The 19997-nt window shown below is 65.1% G+C and carries 9 protein-coding genes; 4 read left to right on the top strand and 5 right to left on the bottom strand.

Features of this window, described 5'->3' with window-relative positions; genetic code table 11:
* Nucleotides 1-31 precede the first annotated feature (31 nt).
* Nucleotides 32-1570, top strand: a complete 1539-nt coding sequence (locus tag C8J36_RS21520) for a hypothetical protein (protein WP_245506692.1) — start codon at nt 32-34, stop codon at nt 1568-1570.
* Nucleotides 1571-1582: 12 nt separating this feature from the next.
* Nucleotides 1583-2674 (top strand): glycosyltransferase, encoded by a 1092-nt coding sequence (locus tag C8J36_RS21515; protein WP_132537393.1) that lies wholly within the window; start codon nt 1583-1585, stop codon nt 2672-2674.
* A gap of 52 nt (nt 2675-2726) precedes the next feature.
* Here C8J36_RS21515 and C8J36_RS21510 read toward each other — a convergent pair whose 3' ends face one another.
* From C8J36_RS21510 to C8J36_RS21500, 3 genes are all read right to left on the bottom strand, one after another.
* The gene (locus C8J36_RS21510) at nt 2727-3653 is read right to left on the bottom strand and encodes a hypothetical protein (RefSeq protein WP_132537392.1); all 927 of its coding nucleotides are present in this window, start codon (nt 3651-3653) and stop codon (nt 2727-2729) included.
* Between the two features lie 75 nt (nt 3654-3728).
* Nucleotides 3729-5156, bottom strand: a complete 1428-nt coding sequence (locus C8J36_RS21505; RefSeq protein ID WP_132537391.1) for an undecaprenyl-phosphate glucose phosphotransferase — start codon at nt 5154-5156, stop codon at nt 3729-3731.
* 176 nt (nt 5157-5332) lie between these two features.
* Nucleotides 5333-6535: a glycosyltransferase family 2 protein gene (locus C8J36_RS21500; RefSeq protein WP_132537390.1), complete on the bottom strand. Its 1203-nt coding sequence runs from the start codon at nt 6533-6535 to the stop codon at nt 5333-5335.
* Between the two features lie 309 nt (nt 6536-6844).
* Between C8J36_RS21500 and C8J36_RS21495 the strand changes: the two genes are divergently transcribed.
* Nucleotides 6845-7639, top strand: a complete 795-nt coding sequence (locus C8J36_RS21495; RefSeq protein WP_132537389.1) for a WecB/TagA/CpsF family glycosyltransferase — start codon at nt 6845-6847, stop codon at nt 7637-7639.
* 67 nt (nt 7640-7706) lie between these two features.
* Here the strand turns inward: C8J36_RS21495 and C8J36_RS21490 are convergent, their stop codons facing one another.
* A complete protein-coding gene (locus tag C8J36_RS21490) occupies nt 7707-8366 on the bottom strand; it encodes a 4'-phosphopantetheinyl transferase superfamily protein (RefSeq protein ID WP_132537388.1) in 660 nt (219 codons plus the stop codon).
* Nucleotides 8359-13005: a MupA/Atu3671 family FMN-dependent luciferase-like monooxygenase gene (locus C8J36_RS21485; protein ID WP_132537387.1), complete on the bottom strand. Its 4647-nt coding sequence runs from the start codon at nt 13003-13005 to the stop codon at nt 8359-8361. The genes C8J36_RS21490 and C8J36_RS21485 overlap by 8 nt, the downstream gene beginning before the upstream one ends.
* A 290-nt stretch (nt 13006-13295) precedes the next feature.
* On the opposite strand from C8J36_RS21485, the gene C8J36_RS21480 reads away from it, so the two are divergent.
* Nucleotides 13296-19829 (top strand): type I polyketide synthase, encoded by a 6534-nt coding sequence (locus C8J36_RS21480; RefSeq protein ID WP_132537386.1) that lies wholly within the window; start codon nt 13296-13298, stop codon nt 19827-19829.
* The last annotated feature ends 168 nt before the right edge of the window (nt 19830-19997 follow it).

The raw sequence follows: 19997 nt of genomic DNA, 5'->3' as shown, positions 1-19997 counted from the left end.
TCCTGCAAGCGAACGTTCCCGGAGCTGATAGATGCATCGCCGAACCGCCCTGAAAATCCTGTCCGGCCTTGCCTTGCTGCCATCCGTGCGCGGTGTCGAGGCCTTTGCCAAAAGCGCGCCGTCGGCTGGCCGGCAGATCGGGATCAATCTGGCGGGGCTCTCCTACTGGGGCAACGAGCAGCCGTTCTCGAACCTGTCCATGGCGGCTTCCCCCTGGCGGATGCAACCGGAGACGGCGCCCTTCAGCTGGACCTATCCGCTGCCGCCGATGACGGCGGAAAAATATCCCCTCTCGGTGCCGCGCGGCAGCTATCTGGAAACGTTTCTCATCCACACGCCGCATCGCGATCACCTGCCTGTCGATCTCGTCGTGCAGTATGACGGAGACGGTCGCCTCGACTATACCGGTGCGGCCGTGACGAAGCGGCGCCGGGGCGAGGACGTGATCCGGGACCTGCGTCAGGGCGGCGCGATCTGCGCCCGCCTGGTTGCCACCGATGCGCGCGACCCGTTGCGCAATCTGCGGCTCTATCCGGAAAATGCGGTGCCGCAGGCATCCGAGACGTTTCGACAGCCGTTTCTCGACCGCTGGAAGCCAATGTCGGCCCTGCGCTTCATGGACTGGATGGACACCAACAATTCCAAGATCGTCAGCTGGTCGGACAGGCCCGCTTTTGCCCGCTTCGGCCAGTCGGAAGGCGGCGTCGCGCTGGAATACATGGTGGAGCTTGCCAACACGCTGCGGATTGCGCCCTGGTTCACCCTGCCGCACAGGGCGGATGACGATCACGTCCGCCGATTTGCCGAGCAGGTGCGACGCGATCTCGACCCGGCGCTGCCGGTCTATGTCGAATATTCCAACGAGGTCTGGAACGGAATGTTCGAACAAGCCGCCTATGCGCGGCAGGAGGGGCTGCGCCGAAACCTGTCGGTCCACGACTTCGAAGCCCAATTGCGCTTCTATGCGCAACGGTCGAGCGAGGTCATCGACATCTGGGAAAAGGCGTTCGGCAGCGACAAGGACAGGGTGCTCGGCGTCTACGCCTCCCAGGCGGGGATCGGATGGGCAAGCGAGACGATCCTGTCCTGGGGCAACGCCCGGAAACATGCCGACGTGCTGGCGGTTGCCCCCTATTTCGGCGGCTCCATCGGCTCGCCCGAGCAGGCTGCCACCGTCTCGCGCTGGACGCTGGACGAACTCTTCGAGGCGCTGGATGCCGATATCGACGGCGCGAACAAGGTGATGATCGAGACGCAGGCAAGCATTGCCAAAACCTTCGGCGTCGGCCTCGTCGCCTATGAGGGCGGGCAGCATCTGGCGGGTCATTCGGGCGTCGAAAACAACGAGAAGATCGACCAGCTGTTTCGCAGCGCCAACCGGGATCGACGGATGGCCGGACTCTACCGGAAGCATCTGAACAACTGGTGGGCGGCCGGGGGGCAAACCTATGTCCTCTACAATTCCATGGGCAGCTACAGCAAATGGGGTAGCTGGGGTCTGCTCGAAACCGAATCCTCCGCCGCGGACTCTCCCAAATGGGAAACGGTCAGGACCTTTCTCGAGGGGTAGGAGATCGACGCCATGACCACAGCCGGCTTTGTCGCCGATTGGCCTAGCGAGCAAACGGGTTTGCAGGACGGACCCGGACCGGATGCCGCAACCGCCCCGACCGATGTCGCCGTGGTCGTGATCGGGCGAAACGAGGGCGCGCGCCTTATCGCTTGCCTTCGCTCGCTCGGGGCCTGCATCACGCGGACGGTCTATGTCGATTCCGGCTCGTCCGACGGGAGCGTGGCTGCGGCGCGCGATCTCGGCGCCACCGTCGTGCAGCTCGACATCACCACACCCTTCACGGCCGCGCGCGCGCGCAATGCGGGCTTTCAAGCCGCGATGGCGCGCTGGCCGGACACCGCCGTCGTCCAGTTCATCGATGGCGATTGCACGCTCGACGCGGGCTGGATCGGGACAGCGCGAAACTTTCTGCGCGATCGCCCGTCGGTCGCGCTCGTCTTCGGACGCCGCCGGGAGCGTTTTCCAGAAGCATCCGTCTTCAACGCCCTCTGCGACCGCGAGTGGAGCGGTCCGCCGGGCAAGGCCCTGGAATGCGGCGGCGACATCCTCATCCGGGCCGATCTCTTCCGCCAGATGGGCGGCTATCGCTCCGACCTGATTGCCGGGGAGGAGCCGGAGCTTTGCGTGCGCCTGCGTGCCGCGGGCTGGAGCGTCTGGCGGCTCGACTGCGAGATGACGCAGCATGACGCCGATATCCACCGGTTCGGCCAGTGGTGGCGCCGGGCCGTGCGCAGCGGCCATGCCTTTGCCGAAGTCGCCGGCCTTCACCGGCATGCCGAAAGCCGTATCTGGGGCCGCAGTCTCGGCCGCGCGATCCTGTGGGGCGGCGTCCTCCCGGGTTCGGCGCTGATCGGCGCGTTCGTCTTTCCGCCGGCGATCCTGCTGCTCGCGCTCTACCCGGCCCAGATCGCGCGCATGGCCTTGCGTCAGGGAGCGGTGAGGCGCGCTTCGGGGGGAACGCCAAGGGGCCCCTGGGCACGGGTGTCCTGGCGCAATGCCCTGTTCGATATGCTCGGCAAGTTTCCCGAGTTCCAGGGCGCGATGACCTTCTACATCAACACGGCGCGCCGTCGCCGGCAGGCGATCATCGAATATAAATAGCGCCCGGCCACGTGGGCCGGTTCAGCGCCCCGCCTCGCGCATGGCGTCGCCGCTATCGGGCGATACCCGTCCGAGGCATGGCCGAGACGACCTCCCACACGATCTCCTGCATCCGCCGCGCGGCCTCGGGCGGCAGCGCTTCCGCAGGCGTGCCGTCATGCCGGTTCAGCTGGTATGCCAACCCGGTCGGGTCGCGCTGGTAGAGCACGGCATAGTGTGTGAGCGCGACGAGGTAGGCTCCGGCATCGTTGACGTGGATATCGTCGGAAAACAGTTGCTTGCGGCTCGTCAGGCCGGAAATGCGCCCCGCCTCGATCTCGCGCACGACCTTCGCCATGACCTGGCCGGCCGGGATGATGTAGATGGCGGCGTCGGTGTCCGCTGCAACAAGCGCACGCCGCAGGATCTCGCCCTCCCACTGGCGGTGGAGATCCGTATCGAGGCGCATCAGCCAGCCGTCCGGATCGCTCAGCGCGTGCCATGTCTCGTAGAGGTAGACGCGGATCCGCTCGTTCCCGGCACGCGCCGCCATCGCCCAGCGGCGCGCATAGTCCGGGCTATCGAAGTAGCGGATGGCATCGCGGATCTCGACCATCTCGGTCATGACGAAGGCATCGTATTCGCCGCTCGCGAGAGCCTCGTGCGGTGCGCGGTGGCGATTCGGGTCGTTCTCCTGGAAGCCGGCGATCGTGCCCTGCGGGTCCCAATGCGCCTTCAGGGTGGTTCCCCAGCCGATCTGGCTCTCGTAGCGATGTCCTTCCGGCGCGAGCTGCGCCAGCATGGCGGGCATATCGCGGCCGACGAGACTGTGACCGAGGTGGAAGACGCGCAGCGGCGTCTGCGGTGGTGCGAGCGGCTCGGCGTAGAGCGCCTCGAACTCCCCGAGGCTCAGGCGCGACGCCGCGTCGCTGCGCCCGAGAAGGCCCGTTGCCATGAACACGACGAGAGCGATCCGCCGCGGAAAGTCGCTTAATCTCATGGAACCCTCTTGGACATGTGTGGGGAAACGCCGCGACGGGACTGTGCTGCGGCCGAGGGTCGATCGAGATCGCTCTCAATAGGCTTTCGTCAGGTCGGGAACGACGATCACCGTCTTGAGGATGACCCACAGATCCAGCCAAATCGACCAGTTGTTGATGTACCAGAGATCGTGCAGGACACGCTCCCGCATCTTTTCGACCGTCGGTGTCTCGCCCCGGCAGCCGCTGACCTGCGCCCAGCCGGTGACGCCTGGCTTCACATGCTGCCGCATCGCATATTCGCTGATCAGGGCGTCGTAGAGATCGTCATGCGCGATGGCATGCGGACGGGGCCCGACGATCGACATCTCGCCCCGGAGCACGTTCCAGAACTGGGGAAGTTCGTCGAGGCTCGCCGCCCGGAGAAAGGCGCCGATCCGGGTGATGCGGGGATCGTTGCGGGTCGCCTGGCGGATGCCGGCGCCGTCTTCCATGACCCGCATGCTGCGGAACTTGAGAATCCGGAAGGCGTCGCCGCCGTAGCCTTTTCTCGACTGCACGAACAGCACGGGGCCCTTGCTTTCCATCTTGATGGCGATCGCGATGAGGATCAGCACGGGCAGAAGCAGGATCAGCGCGCTGAAAGAGAAGACGACGTCGAAGCACCGCTTCAGCCCGCGCTCCCATGCCGCAAGCGGTGGGCGCTGCGTCTGGAAGGCATGCACGCCGCCGATCTTCTGCGATTCCCCGGAAACGATGCCGCCGACGAAACTGTCGAAGATGACGTTGACCGCAAGCGGAAAGCGCCGCAACGCCGAGAGGTTGGATTCCATGTCGGCAACGGTGGCGCGTTTCCAGACCACCAGCACCTCGTCGACATTGCCGATACCATTGCGCCGGAGAACGTCGCCGGTCAGGCCGCCGATCGAGTCTTCCTCGCAGACGGGCAGAACATGGGTGATCTCCATGCCCGACAGGCCGGCATGCCCGCGAAGCTGATCGACCTGGTAGGACTTCGGGCAGATCAGCAGAACGCGTCTGCGGCGGAACATCCCATGGGCGATCGAGCGAGCGGCATGCGCATACCAGAGATAGCGCGTGCCGAGCAGGCCAACCGTGGAAATGAAGGCGATGGTGATGATGGCGCCGCGCGAAATGGTGTCGCCGAGTTTCAGGAAGAAGATCACGGTCAGAAGGAAGCAGAGCACCGTCGTGATCAAAAGCACGACCAGCATGACCTGTCGTCGCAACTGCAGGATCTGCTGCGCGCTGTAGGCATGCACGCCGCTCATCGCGAGCACAAACATGGTGGAGGCCACCAATCCGATCCCGACATAGGGAGAGGGATCGTTGTAGGCACCGAACACGACATGCTCGTACAGCATGAACCCGAGCGTGCTCGAGATGAGCACGATGGCGAAATCGACGGCCGCGGCCATATATTCGATGGCCCCGAAGCCGAGGCTCCGCCGTCTCCGCGATGTCGAATGATACGGGATCATATGCTCGTGCGGTAAGGTCATGACGGACTCCATTCCCATTTTGTTTTTCGCAGCAGGATCGGGACGAAGGACCAGACGTCGCGCTGATGCCCGGGTTCTGCTGCGTCTTGGTGTCGGGCGATGTGATCGACACGGATGCGAAGGCGTTCTTTTTCGAGCGGCGTAACCCTGCGTGAGACCGCGCCGCCCGATATGTCTCAGGACTTGCGGTCCGTTCGCACCCAGTCCGTGGGGCGTCTTCCCAGAAGCGCGCCGGGATAGCTGGCCATCTTGCGGACGACATAGACGGGAAGCCTGCCGAGGGCGCGCGCCGGCAGGGCCCGTTGCCCGTGCGCCTGCCAGGCTGCCAGGGTCGCCGCGCACAGCAAGGCGACGTTCACTGTGGCCAGCGTCAACGGCAACAGGCCGCTTCCGGAAAGCGCCACGACGGCACACGCGGCCCACACCATCGCCAGCACCAGCACCAGGAGTGTCAGCGGCGGAACCAACACGTCGAGCACCATGGCGACATAGGCCCGCTGCAAGACAAGGCGGACGTTCCGGAACGAACCGACGGCCGTCCCGATGATGGCGAGATGCCCGCCCTCCCAGCGCCGTCGCTGGCTGTCGAGGCCGCGTCGCGTCTGGGGAAACTGGCTGAGAATGACGGCATCGCGGCAGAAGCGCGGCGCAGAGCCCTGCCTTGCCAGATCCAGACCCAGCTTCATGTCTTCGACCAGATGCCCGTTCGCAAGGTCGGCTTTCGCGAGCACCGCCCAGGGAAATGCCATGCCGCTTCCCGTCAGCTGGCAGGGCAGGCCCAGTCTCGCCAGGCCGAGAGGCCTGACGTGGTTCTTGACGGTGAAGGCGAATTCGGAGACGGCCAGATCGAGTTTGCCGAGGACGGGTGCCTGCATGAGGTAGCGGCCCTGTATCGGTCCTCCGGACGTCGCGGCCGCCTCTGCAAGCCGATCGAGAGCATGCGGGGCAAGCGTGCAATCCGCATCGACGATGATGACGACCGGCGGCGGTGCGGCAGAGAGGTGGGCGATGCCCGCACTGAGCGCATAGCCCTTTCCACGCCGCGCCGGATCGTCTCGCTCGACCACCTCGGCGCCGGCCTGCTGCGCAATGGCTGCGGTCCTGTCGGTGCAATTGTCCGCGACGACCACGAGCCGGTCGCCGGCCTGAAGCTGCCGGCCGATGCTGGCAAGCGTAGCGGCAAGGCCGTCTTCCTCGTCATGCGCGGGAACGAGCACCGCGAGGGCGACCTCTCTCTCGCCGGCCTCCTGTTCATCCGGTGCGCGTTTGCGCGCCGGGCGAAGGCTGCCCGTGATGCATTCCACCGCGAAGATCACGGCCGGCACGCAGGCGAGCGCCGCCATGAACATGGCCGCCGACCAGAACGGATAGTGCAGCATGGACGGTCCTCCCCGTAGAATCACCCCGGCCCGTGGGTTAACCCCGGCCTCCGATGACGTCTGCAAGACTAGGGTCGGATCTCGAAAATGCTCAATGTCGCCGTCTACCGCCTTCGGATAGGCGCCCGTTAATCCTTTCGTAACCATAAGACCACCCGGAGGGCCGGCCGTACACCCTAGGGATGCCGAGCGATCAATTGCTATGCCTGTAATTTTCCGCGCACATTCAAAAGCTAACGATAACAGGGTTTTATCGGTGACATCCTCTAAAGGGAGCGTCGAGCCCTCGATCTCTGGGAGGAGTAAGGCATGGCAATCGTGGAGCATACGGAGCTAAGACCCTTGCGCGGCCCTCTGGGACGACGATGCCGGTTTCTTGGCGCGCCGTTCGACCTCGTGCCCCGCGACAGGATCCTGGAGCTCATCCGCAGCGCAGATCCCACCTCCAGATTTCGCTATGTGGTTACGCCCAATGTCGATCATGTCGTGCGATTGAACCGCGAAAGGGCACTCGGGTCGTTTTACGATCAGGCATGGTTGTCTCTGTGCGATAGCAGGCCGATCCAGGCCATGGCGCACGCAACCTTTCTGAAGCTGCCCCTGATGACCGGATCGGATCTGACGGTGCACCTGTTCAAGTCCGTCATCGAGCCAGGCGATCTCATCTCGGTCATTGCCGCCAATGAGGCCATCATGGTCGATCTCGCGGCGGCCTATCCGAACGTGCGTTTCCGTTCGCTCGTGCCGCCGCCGGACGTCTGGACGGATACGGCCGCGCTCGATGCCTGCGTCGATTTCGTCGCTGCCGGAGATGCGCGCTTCGTGTTCATCGCCATCGGCTCACCCCAGTCCGAGAAGATCGCGCATGCTTTGGCCAGCCGGAGCGAGGCAATGGGAATCGGGTTCTGTGTCGGCGCGGCACTGGAATTTCTCGTCGGGCGGAAAAGGCGCGCTCCCCTCTGGATGCAGCGGGCGGGCCTGGAATGGCTCCACCGCATGGCCTCCGATCCGAAGCGTCTGTGGCGCCGCTACGTCTATGCCGTCGTGCCGCTGGCCGGGCTGTTCTGGGGCGAAGTCTCAGGCCGACTGCCGACGCGGAACTGACGCGCCATCGGCACGCCGTTGACGCCATCGACGCAACTGCCCGATATCGGCCATCGCAGTTCCAGCTTCAGCGGAGCGTGATGGCCGTGGCGATGTGATCGCGCGCGATCAGGAAGCGTCCAGCCAGTCTGTAACCGTCTGGAAACGGCCCGACAGCGGCCGTCGTTTCCGCCACGAAGCTTCCGCTGTCACAATCCAGATCGATACGAAATGCCTCGAACCCGAGAAACGTCCGGGTGAGGGGATACTGGCATTTGTAGGCGCATTCCTTGGCGCTGAAGATCACCTTGAGCAACAGGCCCCGGCGCTCCCCCGGCATGCGCGCGAGCCAGTCGCGCTCGCTCGCGATGCAGATCTCCTCAGCATAGGATTCATCGAGCGGGGTCGCCTCCTCGATGTCGAGGCCGATCGAGCGAAAGCCGTCGGCCTTTGAGGCGAGCGCGACGCCGGCAAGGGTCTGCGAATGGCTGAGGCTTCCGACGATCCCGTCCGGCCAGACCGGTGCCCGGTCCGCGTCTGAGGGGATGGCGACCGGGCGAAGTCCGAGCTGCCCGAGAGCATGTCGCGCACAGGCTCGGCCTGCAAAGAACTCCGCCCGGCGTTTCGGCGCGGCGTTGCGCATGAGAGCGGCCTCCTCGGGAAAATCCCCGAAAGAGTATTCGCCGATCAGACCCTCGGACGTCGCGATCCGGGGGTCGAAGAGACTGCGGAAGAACGGTTCAGACAAGATCCCTCACGTGGCTCCGGCCCGCCGCGCCGCCGAAGGCCATCCGCCGGCGGGCCGCTCGGCTGGCGGCCTCCCCAAGGCGCTCGTTGGTCTTCTCGCCCCGGTCGCCGATATGTTCGGCAAGGGCCGCGACGGTCGGAAACCGGAAGAGATCGGTGATCGTCAGATCCGGCGCGACGCCGGCCTTGAGCTCGCGGTGAACCTTGATCGCCAGCAGCGAATGCCCTCCGAGCTTGAAGAAGCTGTCCGTGGTCCCGACCCGCTCGATATTGAGCGCCCGGCGGAAAATCTCCGCGATCGCCTGCTGCAACCCGTCAGCCGGGGCAACGAACCGGTCGGCGATGGCCGGGGTCTGCGCCATATCGGGCTTCGGCAGGCGCTTGCGGTCGATCTTGGCGTTGGGCGTCAGCGGAAAGGTGTCCAGGGTCACGAAATGCGCGGGGATCATGTAGTCCGGCTGCGTCCGGGCCAGATGCGCGCGTAGCGCGGCATCGGCAATCGGCACCGAGGTCCGCATGTAGGCGACGATGCGCACATCGTCGGCGGTATCCTCCCGCGTGACGACCACCGTTTCCAGAACGCCGGGGAAAAGCCCGATCTGGGCCTCGATCTCGCCAAGCTCGATGCGGTAGCCCCGAACCTTGACCTGATGATCGACGCGGCCGATGAAATGCAGCACGCCGTCCTCTGCGAAGCGGACGAGATCGCCCGTCCGGTAGATGCGTCCCTTCTCGAACGGGTTCGGCAGGAAGCGCTCGCTTGTGAGCGCCTCGCGGTTGAGATAGCCGCGTGTGACGCCATCGCCGCCGATATAGAGTTCGCCGGCGGTTCCTGCCGGCACGGGCTGGCGGGCGGCATCGAGAACGTAGAGCTGGGTGTTTGCGATCGGATGGCCGAGCGGAACGGTTTCCTGCGTCGCGGCGGCGGGGAAGGTGGAGGACCAGATCGTCGTTTCCGTCGGTCCGTACATATTGATCACCGGCGCGTCGGTCTCGGCCGCCAGGTCTCTGAGCAGCGATCCCTTCAGCGCCTCGCCGCCGATGAAGAGATGGCGGAGGCTGGCGAAGGCCGTGCGATCCTCCTCGCTCATCAGGAACATCCGCGCCATCGACGGGGTGCACTGCATGTGGGTTACCGCATGCGCCGCGATCTCCGCGGCAAATCCCTCGCCGATGTCGTCTTCCTGTGCCGCGCCGCGAACGATCGAGACCAGCGCCGCCAAGGGCTGCAGCCGGTCGAGCACGACCTGCTGCTCGACGCCGAAATCCACAAGGCATGCAATATCGTCCACGCCGATGGCAAGCAATTGATCGATGCGCAGCAGGGCATCGTCTACGGTGCCGAAGAGGCCGCTGTCCTCGAAATATCGGAGGAAGGCAAATTCGAGAATGGCGTCCAGTTCGTCCGGCGACACCGATTGCAGGTCGATATCGGCCGGTTGCGAAACGCCCTGCGGCTTCTTGAAGGCCGGGAACGCCCAAGCATATTGCTTGATCAGCGCCGCGGCACTTCGCAGATAGTCCTTCATCGGTTGGCGCGCCTGCGCCCGGACCTCTTCCCGGTCTTCGCCGAGAAGCGTGTGAAGCATGAGGGTGACCTTGTAATCGTCGGGATTGCGGCCGAATTTGACCAGCTCCTCGCGATAGATGACGATCTTGTCCGCCAGTTCTTCCACCGTCTGGCCGAGAAGATGGGTCAGGACATTCGCGCCGACACGCGCTGCCTCGCGGTAGCTTTCCGGATTGCCGGCAGTCGTCAGCCACACCGGCAGCTCCTTCTGCAACGGTCTCGGATGCGTCGTGACGGCGACCTTCGTGTCACCAAGGGGAAACTCGACGCTCTCTCCGCGCCAGAGCCGGCGGACCTCGTCGATGCTGCGCAGCAGCGCGGCCTTGTTGTGAGGCGGCGCGTTCTCGGGGCGCAGAACGAAATCCTCCGGCATCCATCCCGAAGCCGCGGCGAGTGCAACCCGTCCCCGGCTGAGATTGTCCACGACGGCCCAATCCTCGGCGATGCGGGCGGGGTGATGCAGCGGAAAGACGCAGCTTCCCGCCCGGATGGACAGGTTTTCCGTCACGGCGGCCACGGCCGCGCCCGTCACGGCCGGGTTCGGATAGGAGCCGCCGAAGGCATGAAAATGCCGCTCCGGCGTCCAGACCGACTGAAAGCCGTTTCGGTCGGCAAATTTGGAGCCCTCCAGGAGCAGCCGGTAGCGCTCTCCGTCCACGCCGGCATCGTGGCCCCAGTAGAACAGGCCGAAATCCAGCGGCCGGCCGGCGCGCGAACGCCGCGTCTTCGCGGCCGTGCCCTTTTGTCTACGGTTCGCATGCACGACCACCTTGAAGCCGGTCGCCAGCGTCCAGAAGAGTTCCAGCACGGAAATGTCGAAGGACAGGCTCGTGACGGCGAGCCAGACGTCGCGGTCGCGTCCCGACCGCGGGATGACATCGTCCATGCCGGCAAAGAAGTTGACGACGTTGCGATGCTCGACCATGACCCCCTTGGGCTTGCCTGTCGAACCGGAGGTGTAGATCACATAGGCGAGGTCGCCTGCCGTGACCCCGGACTCGAGCCGTGCGTCATCGCCTGTCTCCTGCCGTTCGGCCAGGCAATCCTCGATGAACAGCGTCTTGTGGCGCTCCGGGGTGAGGGCGTCCGAGAAGGTGCCGGCAAGGCTTCGCTCCGTCAGAATGACCTTCGCCTTGCTGTCTTCCACCATATCGGCCAGGCGCTCGGTCGGGAAATCCGGGTCGAGCGGGACGTAGGCGCCGCCGGCCTTGAGCACGGCGAGGGCCGCGACCACGAGATCGGGCGAGCGTGAAACATGGAGGCCGACCAGAACGTCCGGCCCGACGCCACAGGCGGCGAGCGCATGCGCGATGCGGTTTGCGCGTTGATCCATCTGGCGGAACGTGAGCGACCGGCCGCGAAATGCGATCGCTTCCGCGTCCGGCTGCGCATCGACCTGCCGTTCGATCAGGTGGTGAACGCAGACATCCCGGTCGTAATCGCGCTCTGTCCGGTTCCAGCGCGTCACGATCTCGTGCTGTTCCTCTTTCGACATCAGCGGCAAGGCGCTTACGGGGCCGGTGCCGCTCTCAAAGGCTTCGGCGAAGATCGCAAACCGCGTGGCGAGCTGCGCCGCGGTGGCATCGTTCACGCGGTTGCGGTCGTACAGCAGCCGCAGCGTGCCTCCGGAGACGACGAAGGTGACCGCGCAGGGCTCGATGGGTGTCACGGCCGCTGCCGGCTCGATCTCCGCAAGGCCGAAGGACAGGATCGGGTGCCGGAGACCGGGAACCCGCTGCACGAGATCGGTCGCAAAAGCGCCGGCCGTCGCCAGTCGATCCCTCGAACTGCTGATCTGGCGCGCGAGATCCGTTACCGGAACGTTCTCGGGCGCGGAGATGCGCAAGGGAACGGCTGCCGTGAAATATCCGGGATGGCTGTCCTGGAGCGTCTGCAGCGCCGGACCGCGATAGGCGATATCGAACGCCGTCTGTCCGGACAGCCGCGCCAAAAAGGCACCGATGACGGAGGCCGCATCGCCCGACATCACGGCTGCGGGCAGATCGAGCGTCAGCACCTGAATGTCGGCAGACCGGCCGTGTTCGGCCATGCCGATACCGTCGGTTTCGATATCGATGATGTCTCGCAACTGCCGGCGCCAACCCGGCTCATGACGGGCAATGGCCTCGACCGCCTCCGACAGGGATTGCGCCTCCTCCTCGCTCATCAGCGGCAAAACCATGCCGGGCCGCAGGACATCCGAAAGCTTGTCATCCCGGCTGGCCGCAAGAGTCGCGCCTTCAACTAGGACCGGGCGATCGCCAGTGCCGATCGTCACCCCCTGAGGGCCGACGGTCATCACCATGCCTGCCGGCTCTGAGGGAAGATGCGACAGGATCTCGAAGCGGGTGACGGCAAACAGGCCGCTGCCTGTGCGGATCTTGGGAAGCGCAAGCGGATTGACGTAGCCGGCGCCGAAATCGAGAGCGCGCACGATGCGCGACAGCGCGTCGGCACTCTGGTCGAACCGGAGGGTCGCGGCCGCGTTGGGACGGCGGTTCCGGCCGTAATAGCGTCTCTGCGAAATGTCCTGCGGCTGCGGGCGCAGCATATCCTGTTCGATCTGCTGCAGGACCGTCGCGAAGCTCTTTATGCCGGCCTCGAAACATTTGCTGTTCAAGGTCAGGGCCGTCTCGTCGGCGCTGATCTCAAACGTTTCTGCGGCATAGACGTCACCTTCGTCGATGCCGCTCGTGATCGCATGCCATGTCACGCCGTGGCGGGGTTCGTCCTCGAGAATGGCCCAGGACGGCGTGTTCAGCCCTGCGCGCGCGGGGAGTGGCGCGTCGTGGAAGTTGATCGCGCCAGACCGGGCCTTCCGCCAGACCGCCTCGGGGATCACCCGGAGATTGGCGATGCTGAACAGCCAGCCGTAATCGAGGCCGGCAAGCGCTTCCGCGAAACCATCGGTCGGGTCGATCGTCCGGATCGCATGCCGCTCGGCCCAGTCGCGCACGCGCGGGTTCGCGGTGGTGATGACGGCAATGGCATGACCGCGTCCGAGCAGAATTTCGGCGCACTGCACCAGCAGCAATTCGTCGCCGATCAATGCACAATCAACACGCGTCATGAGGTCACCTCGCAGTTAAGAACAGGATTATTCCAACCGTTGCGCGCCCAATTATCAAGTTCTGGCAAAGCACCCGTTCGGGTGTGTTTCCCCCTTCGATCACCCAACGGACATCCCCTTGCAGATGACGCCACATCCCTTTGGATGAGGGTGTCTTCAGAAGGTGTACTTGAGATCGCAGACGGTAAGGGGAAAATCACGAGGTGAACGCGGGTCGTGTCCGCGCGCTGCACGTGCCGTCATGGCCGCGCTCGGTCATTCTTCCCCTCGGTGTTGATAGTAGGGTCCAGATGCTGGAAAATTCGTCTCAAATCGGTCCTTGTGACATCGCGATCGTCGGCATGGCGCTGAGGGTGCCCGGCGCCCGGACGACAGGGGAATTCTGGCAGAACCTGCGCAACGGCGTGGAAAGCGTGCGCACGCTTTCGGCGGACGATCTGGCCGAGGCGGGCGAGGACCCGGAGCGGATCCACCATCCGAACTATGTCAAGCGGACGGCGGATCTCGCCGACATGGAGATGTTCGACGCCGAGTTCTTCGGCATGAGCCCCAAGGACGCTGCCATCATGGACCCGCAGCATCGCCAGTTTCTGGAATGCGCGTGGGAGGCGATGGAGGATGCGGGCAGGACGCCGGACCGCGAAACCGGGCCGGTCGGCGTCTTCGCCGGATGCGGCATGGGCAGCTATTTCTACTTCAACATCTGCAGCAACCGCCAGCTGGTCGATCAGGTCGGCATGTTCCTCCTGCGCCATACCGGCAACGACAAGGACTTCCTCGCGACGCGCGCATCCTATCTCTTCGATCTGCACGGGCCGAGCATCAACATCCAGACGGCATGCTCGACGTCGCTCGTCGCCGTTCACTACGCCTGCCAGAGCCTGATCAACGGCGAAAGCGACATGGCGCTCGCGGGCGGCGTGACGATCGAGATGCCGCATCGCCGCGGCTACATGTTTAACGAAGGCGAAATCCTGTCGCCCGACGGACATTGCCGGCCGTTCGACCATCGCGCCGCCGGAACCGTGTTCGGCAGCGGCGCCGGCGTCGTCGTACTCCGCCGGCTCTCGGACGCGATCCGCGACGGCGACATCATTCATGCGGTCATCAAGAGCACGGCGGTCAACAATGACGGCGCCGGCAAGTCGGGCTATCTCGCCCCCAGCGTCGAAGGGCAGGCCGAAGCCATCATCGAGGCGCAGGGCCTCGCCGGCATCGACGCGGCGTCCATCCAGTATGTCGAATGCCATGGCACCGGGACCTACCTCGGAGATCCCATCGAGATCGCGGCCCTGACGCAGGCGTTCCGGCAGAGCACCGACCGCTCCGGCTTCTGCCGCGTGGGATCGGTCAAATCCAATATCGGACATCTCGACACCGCGGCCGGCGTGGTAGGTCTCATCAAGGTTGCGCTGTCTCTGAAACATGGCGAGATGCCGCCGACCCTTGGCTTCGAGAAGCCCAATCCGTCGATCGATTTCGCGGGAAGCCCCTTCCTCGTCAACGACAAACTGTCGAAATGGCCGCAGGTCCAGGGTCCGAGACGCGGCGCCGTCAACTCGCTGGGTGTCGGCGGCACGAATGCGCACGCCATCCTGGAGCAGGCCCCCATTCCCGTCGCAGCACCCGGCACGCAGGCAGGCGACCATCCGCTGGTCCTGATGCTGTCGTCGCGCCATCGCAAGGGCTTGGACCGCGCGCGGGCGCAACTGGCGGCCCATCTCTCCGGCCAGCCGGCGCAGGCTCTCGCGGATGTCGCCTACACGCTGTTCCACGGACGCCGTCATTTCGAGCACCGGCTGGTCGTGGCCGTCGAGGGCCGGGACGATGCAATCGCGACGCTGTCCGATCCGGCGCCGAGCCGAACCTTCGTTCATACGCCGGTCGAGGCTGTGTCCGGCGCGGTGTTCCTTTTTCCGGGCGGCGGCGCGCAGCATCCGGGCATGGCGCGGGCGCTCTACCGCGCGAATGCCGATTTCCGCGCCCATGTCGATGAAGGTCTGTCCTATCTGACCGCGGCGGCGGCGTCAGAAGTGCACCACGCTTGGCTGGCGGAGGAGGCCGATCCCGTCTCGTTCCTGCGTCCCTCCGTGCAATTGCCGGCGATTCTGATCGTCGAAGTCGCCATTTCCCGCCTCTGGATGTCGTGGGGCGTGATGCCAAAGGCCCTGATCGGCCACTCCATGGGCGAGAACGCCGCGGCTTGCTTAGCTGGCGTTCTGTCCTATCGCGATGCCGTCAATCTCGTGCGGTTGCGCGGCGAACTGTTCGACACGGTGGAAGCCGGCGGCATGCTGAGCGTTTCGCTCGATGCGGAGGACCTCGTCAAGCTGCTCCCGCCGACGCTCGACATGGCGTCGGTCAACGCGCCGGGTCTCTGCGTCGTGTCAGGACGAGATGCCGATCTGGAGGCTTTCGGTGCGGTCCTTGCGCAACGCGGCGTGGATACATCGCGCATTCCCATCAACATCGCGGCGCATTCCCGCATGCTCGCCCCGATCCTCGGGCGGTTCGAAGCGTTCCTCAGAACGCTCGTCTTGCGTCCGCCGGCCATTCCGGTGATGTCCAACAGAAGCGGGACCTGGCTAACCGCGCGCGAAGCGACGGATCCCCTCTATTGGGTCGGACATCTCCGTTCGACCGTCGAGTTCGCGACGGGCATGGCGGCACTGGCGCAGGATCCGGGCCGGATCTACATCGAGGTTGGCCCGGGACGCACCCTCTCGTCGCTTGCCAAGGCGCAGGGCGGGATCGATGCCAACCGGGTCATCAACACGCTGCCGCATGCGAGCGACCTCACCGACGACCGGCTGCATTTTCACGCAGCTCTCGGTCGCGCCTGGGCGACCGGGCTGCCGGTGACGATCGATGCCCTGTGGCAGGACAGCGCGCCGCGACGCGTATCGCTGCCCACCTATGCGTTCGAACACAAACGTTACTTCATCGAGCCGGCAACGCAGAGCGCCGGCCGCAAGGATGTGGCGCTCGTCAAGAATGCCGATATCGCAGACTGGGGCTATCGTCCTGCCTGGAAGAAGTCGGTGTCCAACTTCATCGACGGGGCGCCAACCCCGTCGGGCCCGTGGCTCGTCTTTCTCGATGAGGCCGGTCTCGGCCGCAGCCTCGTGGATAGGTTGCGGACGGGCGGCGCACGCGTCGTCACCGTCACGCTGGCGGACACCTTCGCCCGCCGGAGCGCCGACGATTATGTTCTCTGCGCCGAAATGGGGCGTCCGGGCTACGACGCTCTCATTGCAGGCCTTGCCGGCGACGGCTGCCTTCCCTCGAACATCGTGCATCTGTGGCTCGTGACCCGTGAGGACCGCTTCCGGCCCGGCTCGAACGTCTTCCATCGCAATCAGGAATGTGGGTTCGACAGTCTCCTGTTCCTGGCGCAGGCCCTCAGCGAGGGCGGCAGCACGTCCGACACCCACATGACGGTCGTCACCAACGGCATGCAGCGTGTGGGCCCCGAACCCGTGCCCTATCCGGAAAAGGCGACCGTCCTCGGACCGGGCCTTGTCATTCCCAAGGAGCTGGACGGCGTCACGGTCAAGCTCGTGGATGTTCAACTGCCCTTCGCGGAAACATCCGCGCCCAAGACGTTCTTCGGGAAGCCGCGCAAACCCGAGGCTGACGACGCGCCGCCCGCCTTTCTTGTCGAGCAGCTGTGGGAAGACATTCTGGCGGCGCCGGCCTGCGAGACTGTCGCGTACCGGCAGCATCATCGCTGGTCGCGCGTCTACGAGAAGATGTCGCTTGCGGCCGGCGAAGGGCTCGGCTCGGACTTCCGTCGCCGGGGCGTCTATTTCTTTACCGGAGGTCTCGGGGATATCGCCCTCGTTCTGGCCGGCGATCTCGCCGACCGCTATCAGGCCCGTATCGTTCTGACCGGACGGCTGGAGCTTCCGCCCCGGGAGGCCTGGACCGCGTACGACCGTCTTCACGGGCACGACGCCATCCGGCGCGCGACCTCGGCGATCCGAAAGCTCGAGCAACGCGGTGCCGAGGTTCTCTATATCAAGGCCGACGTCACCAATCCGGAGGAGATGAAGCAGGCAGTAAGCCTCGCGCTCGCCCGGTTCGGCGAGATCAACGGTGTCTTCCACGCGGCCGGCCTCGTGGACGATGCCCCGCTCCAGGTGAAATCCGAGGACAGCATCAAGCGCGTCCTGGCACCGAAACTGCTGGGAACCACCGTTCTCGACGACGTTTTCCGGGACGTGTCGCTCGATCTCGTCATTCTCTTCTCCTCGACCAGTACGGACACCGCTCCGGCCGGCCAGGTGGATTACGTCGCGGCGAACGCCTATCTCAACGCCTATGCCGAGAGCATGTCGGACATTTCGGGTCGCAAGACCCGCGCGATCCACTGGGGCATCTGGAACGATGTCGGGCTCGCCGCGCGCGCGGTGGGATCCGAGATGCGCGATCTCGATCTTATTCCGGTCGCCGGCCCGGCTGAGGGCCCGTGCTTCGAGGGGTGGACCGAGGACGAGCAGGGCCGGCCGTGGCTGACGCTCGTTCTCAGCCCGCAAAGCCACTGGATGCTGGACGAGCACCGCCTGACGAACGGCCAGGCCGTTCTTCCGGGAACGGGCTATATCGAGCTCATCCTTCAGGCGGCGCGCGAATACGGGCTTGCGCTGCAGCTTGACATTCGCGACCTCATGTTCCTGAAAGCGCTTCTGGTGGACGATCGCGCGCCGACTGAGCTTCGCGTGCGGCTCGCGCCGCGCACGGGCGGATACCGGGCGGTGGTGACGGCGAGGTCCTCCGCGGATCAGCCGTTCGAAACCTACGCAGAGGCTGTTCTGTTGACGCGATCGGGCGCTGTATCGCCCGTGCTGGACATTCCCGACCCGGCGATGGACGGCATGGTGCGCCAGGTGGCGCAACCCGGCGCCACGCTCGTCTCCGCACAGGCTGAAAACATTCGCTTCGGCCGGCGCTGGGACGTGCTGAAATCGCTGATGCTCGGAAGCCGGGAGGCCATCGCGGAACTCGAACTGGACCTCGCCTATCGGTTGAGCGACGCGCAGACGTTGATGCATCCCGCCCTGCTCGACATCGCCACCGGCTATGGGATGGCGCTGGTCGGAACGCAGGATCGCGCCGCCCGCCTCTGGGTGCCGATGACCTACGGCTCCATCACCGTTCATAAACCTTTGCCGGCATCCATCGTCAGCCGGGTGCGCCTGTCCGACGTGAGCGAATTCGGCGCGGGATATGCCGTCTTCGACGTCCTGGTCACCGAGCCTGACGGAGACCCTGTGCTGGAGATACGCCGCTTCGTCATGAAGCAGCTCGAGGATCGGACCATGCCGGCACCGGTGCGTCACGAGAGCGCGGTCGAAAACCCGGCCGCATCGCAAGGCCATCTGTCGCCCGCCTTGCTGCGGCTCAAGGTGCAGACGAGCCTCGGGATCATGAAGACGGAGGGTTTCGACGCTCTTTTGCGGGCGCTCGCGACGAATGAGATCCAGCCGGTCATCAGCTCGATCGACCTTCAACGCCTGCGCGAGAATGCGGCTGTTGCCGCGCGGAAGGACGCTCCCGCCGAGAGCGGCTTCCAGAGGCCCGATGTCGACACCGGTTATGTCGCACCGCGCGATCCCGTGGAGGAAACCATTGCAGGATACTGGCGCGAGCTTCTGGGGGTCGCCCAGATCGGCGTCGACGACAACTTCTTCGAACTCGGCGGGCATTCGCTCATCGCGGTTCGCCTGTTCCGGATGATCAAGAAGGGCTTCAGCGTCGATCTCCCCATTTCCGTTTTGTTCGAGGCGCCGACGATCGCCCGCTGCGCGGACATCGTGCGCGCGCAGATGACGCCTGGAGAGACCGACGCTCCGGCATCCGAAAGCGTCGATGCGCTTCCGGCCGCAAGGCCGCAATATGTGGTGGGGATGCATTCGGGTCCCGGCCGGAATGCGGGCCCGGGTCAGGCCGCACATCCCCTTTTCATCTGTGCGGGCATGTTCGGCAACGTGCTCAATCTTCGTCACCTCGCCGCCATCCTCGGTGCAACGCGGCCGGTCTACGGGCTGCAGGCGAAGGGGCTATTTGGCGATCAGGCGCCGCATGAATGCTTCAAGGAGGCGGCGCGCGATGCGATCGCCGAGATCCGCGCCGTCCAGCCGGCCGGTCCCTATCTTCTCGCCGGTTATTCCGGCGGCGGACTGGCAGCGCTGGAAATTGCCCGGCAGTTGCAGGCGGCCGGTGAAACGGTGTCGCATGTGGTGATGCTGGACACGCCGCTGCCGACGCAACCCGGTCTTTCGGTTCGCGACAAGCTGCATATGAAGCTGCAGGATATCCGGCGACACAAGGGAAGGTTCCTCACGACATGGCTCGGCGACCACGCCGCCTGGAAGCTGGAACAGCAGCGCAAGAAAGATGCGGAAGGGCAGGGGCTGTCGGCCGAGGCGTTCAACAACGAGCGGATCGAAAGCGCCTTCCGTCGCGCCTTGCTGCGCTATGAGCTGAACCGATATGACGGCTCGGTGACGCTGCTGCGCCCGAAGCCTGCCGTCCACTATGTGCTTCCCGGCCGCCGGCGTCTGAACGCGACGCGCGACACCATTCTCGACGACAATGGCTGGACACCCCATATTGACCGCCTGAGCGTCATAGAGGTGCCTGGGGATCACGACAGCATGGTGCTCGAGCCCTATGTTCGCGTCCTTGCCGGACGGATGCGCGCCGCGATTTCAGAAGCCGAAGCGGGGACTGTCGGTGCGCAGGCAGGCGTCGCCGTTGCAGCTGAGCCTGTCGGCCCGGATGTGCGGCAGGCCGAACCCTTTGTCTCGCAGCTCGCATGAGGTTCAGGAACGCGTCTTGCGCAAGGGTCCGTTACAGCAGCTTGATTGAGGACAGCATGGAGGCTTCCGCGTCTTGACCGTTCCTCAAGCCATGGATGGAGCGGGCCCTTTCAGGCCGGCGAAACCACCCGCAGATCCAGCGACGACATCGCACCGCACCGGCTTCCG

The organism is Rhizobium sp. PP-F2F-G48 (genome assembly GCF_004342335.1).
In the GTDB taxonomy this organism is placed as follows: domain Bacteria; phylum Pseudomonadota; class Alphaproteobacteria; order Rhizobiales; family Rhizobiaceae; genus Ferranicluibacter.
Note: the sequence above shows the minus strand (reverse complement) of the source record. Positions and strands in the feature narration are given on the sequence as shown.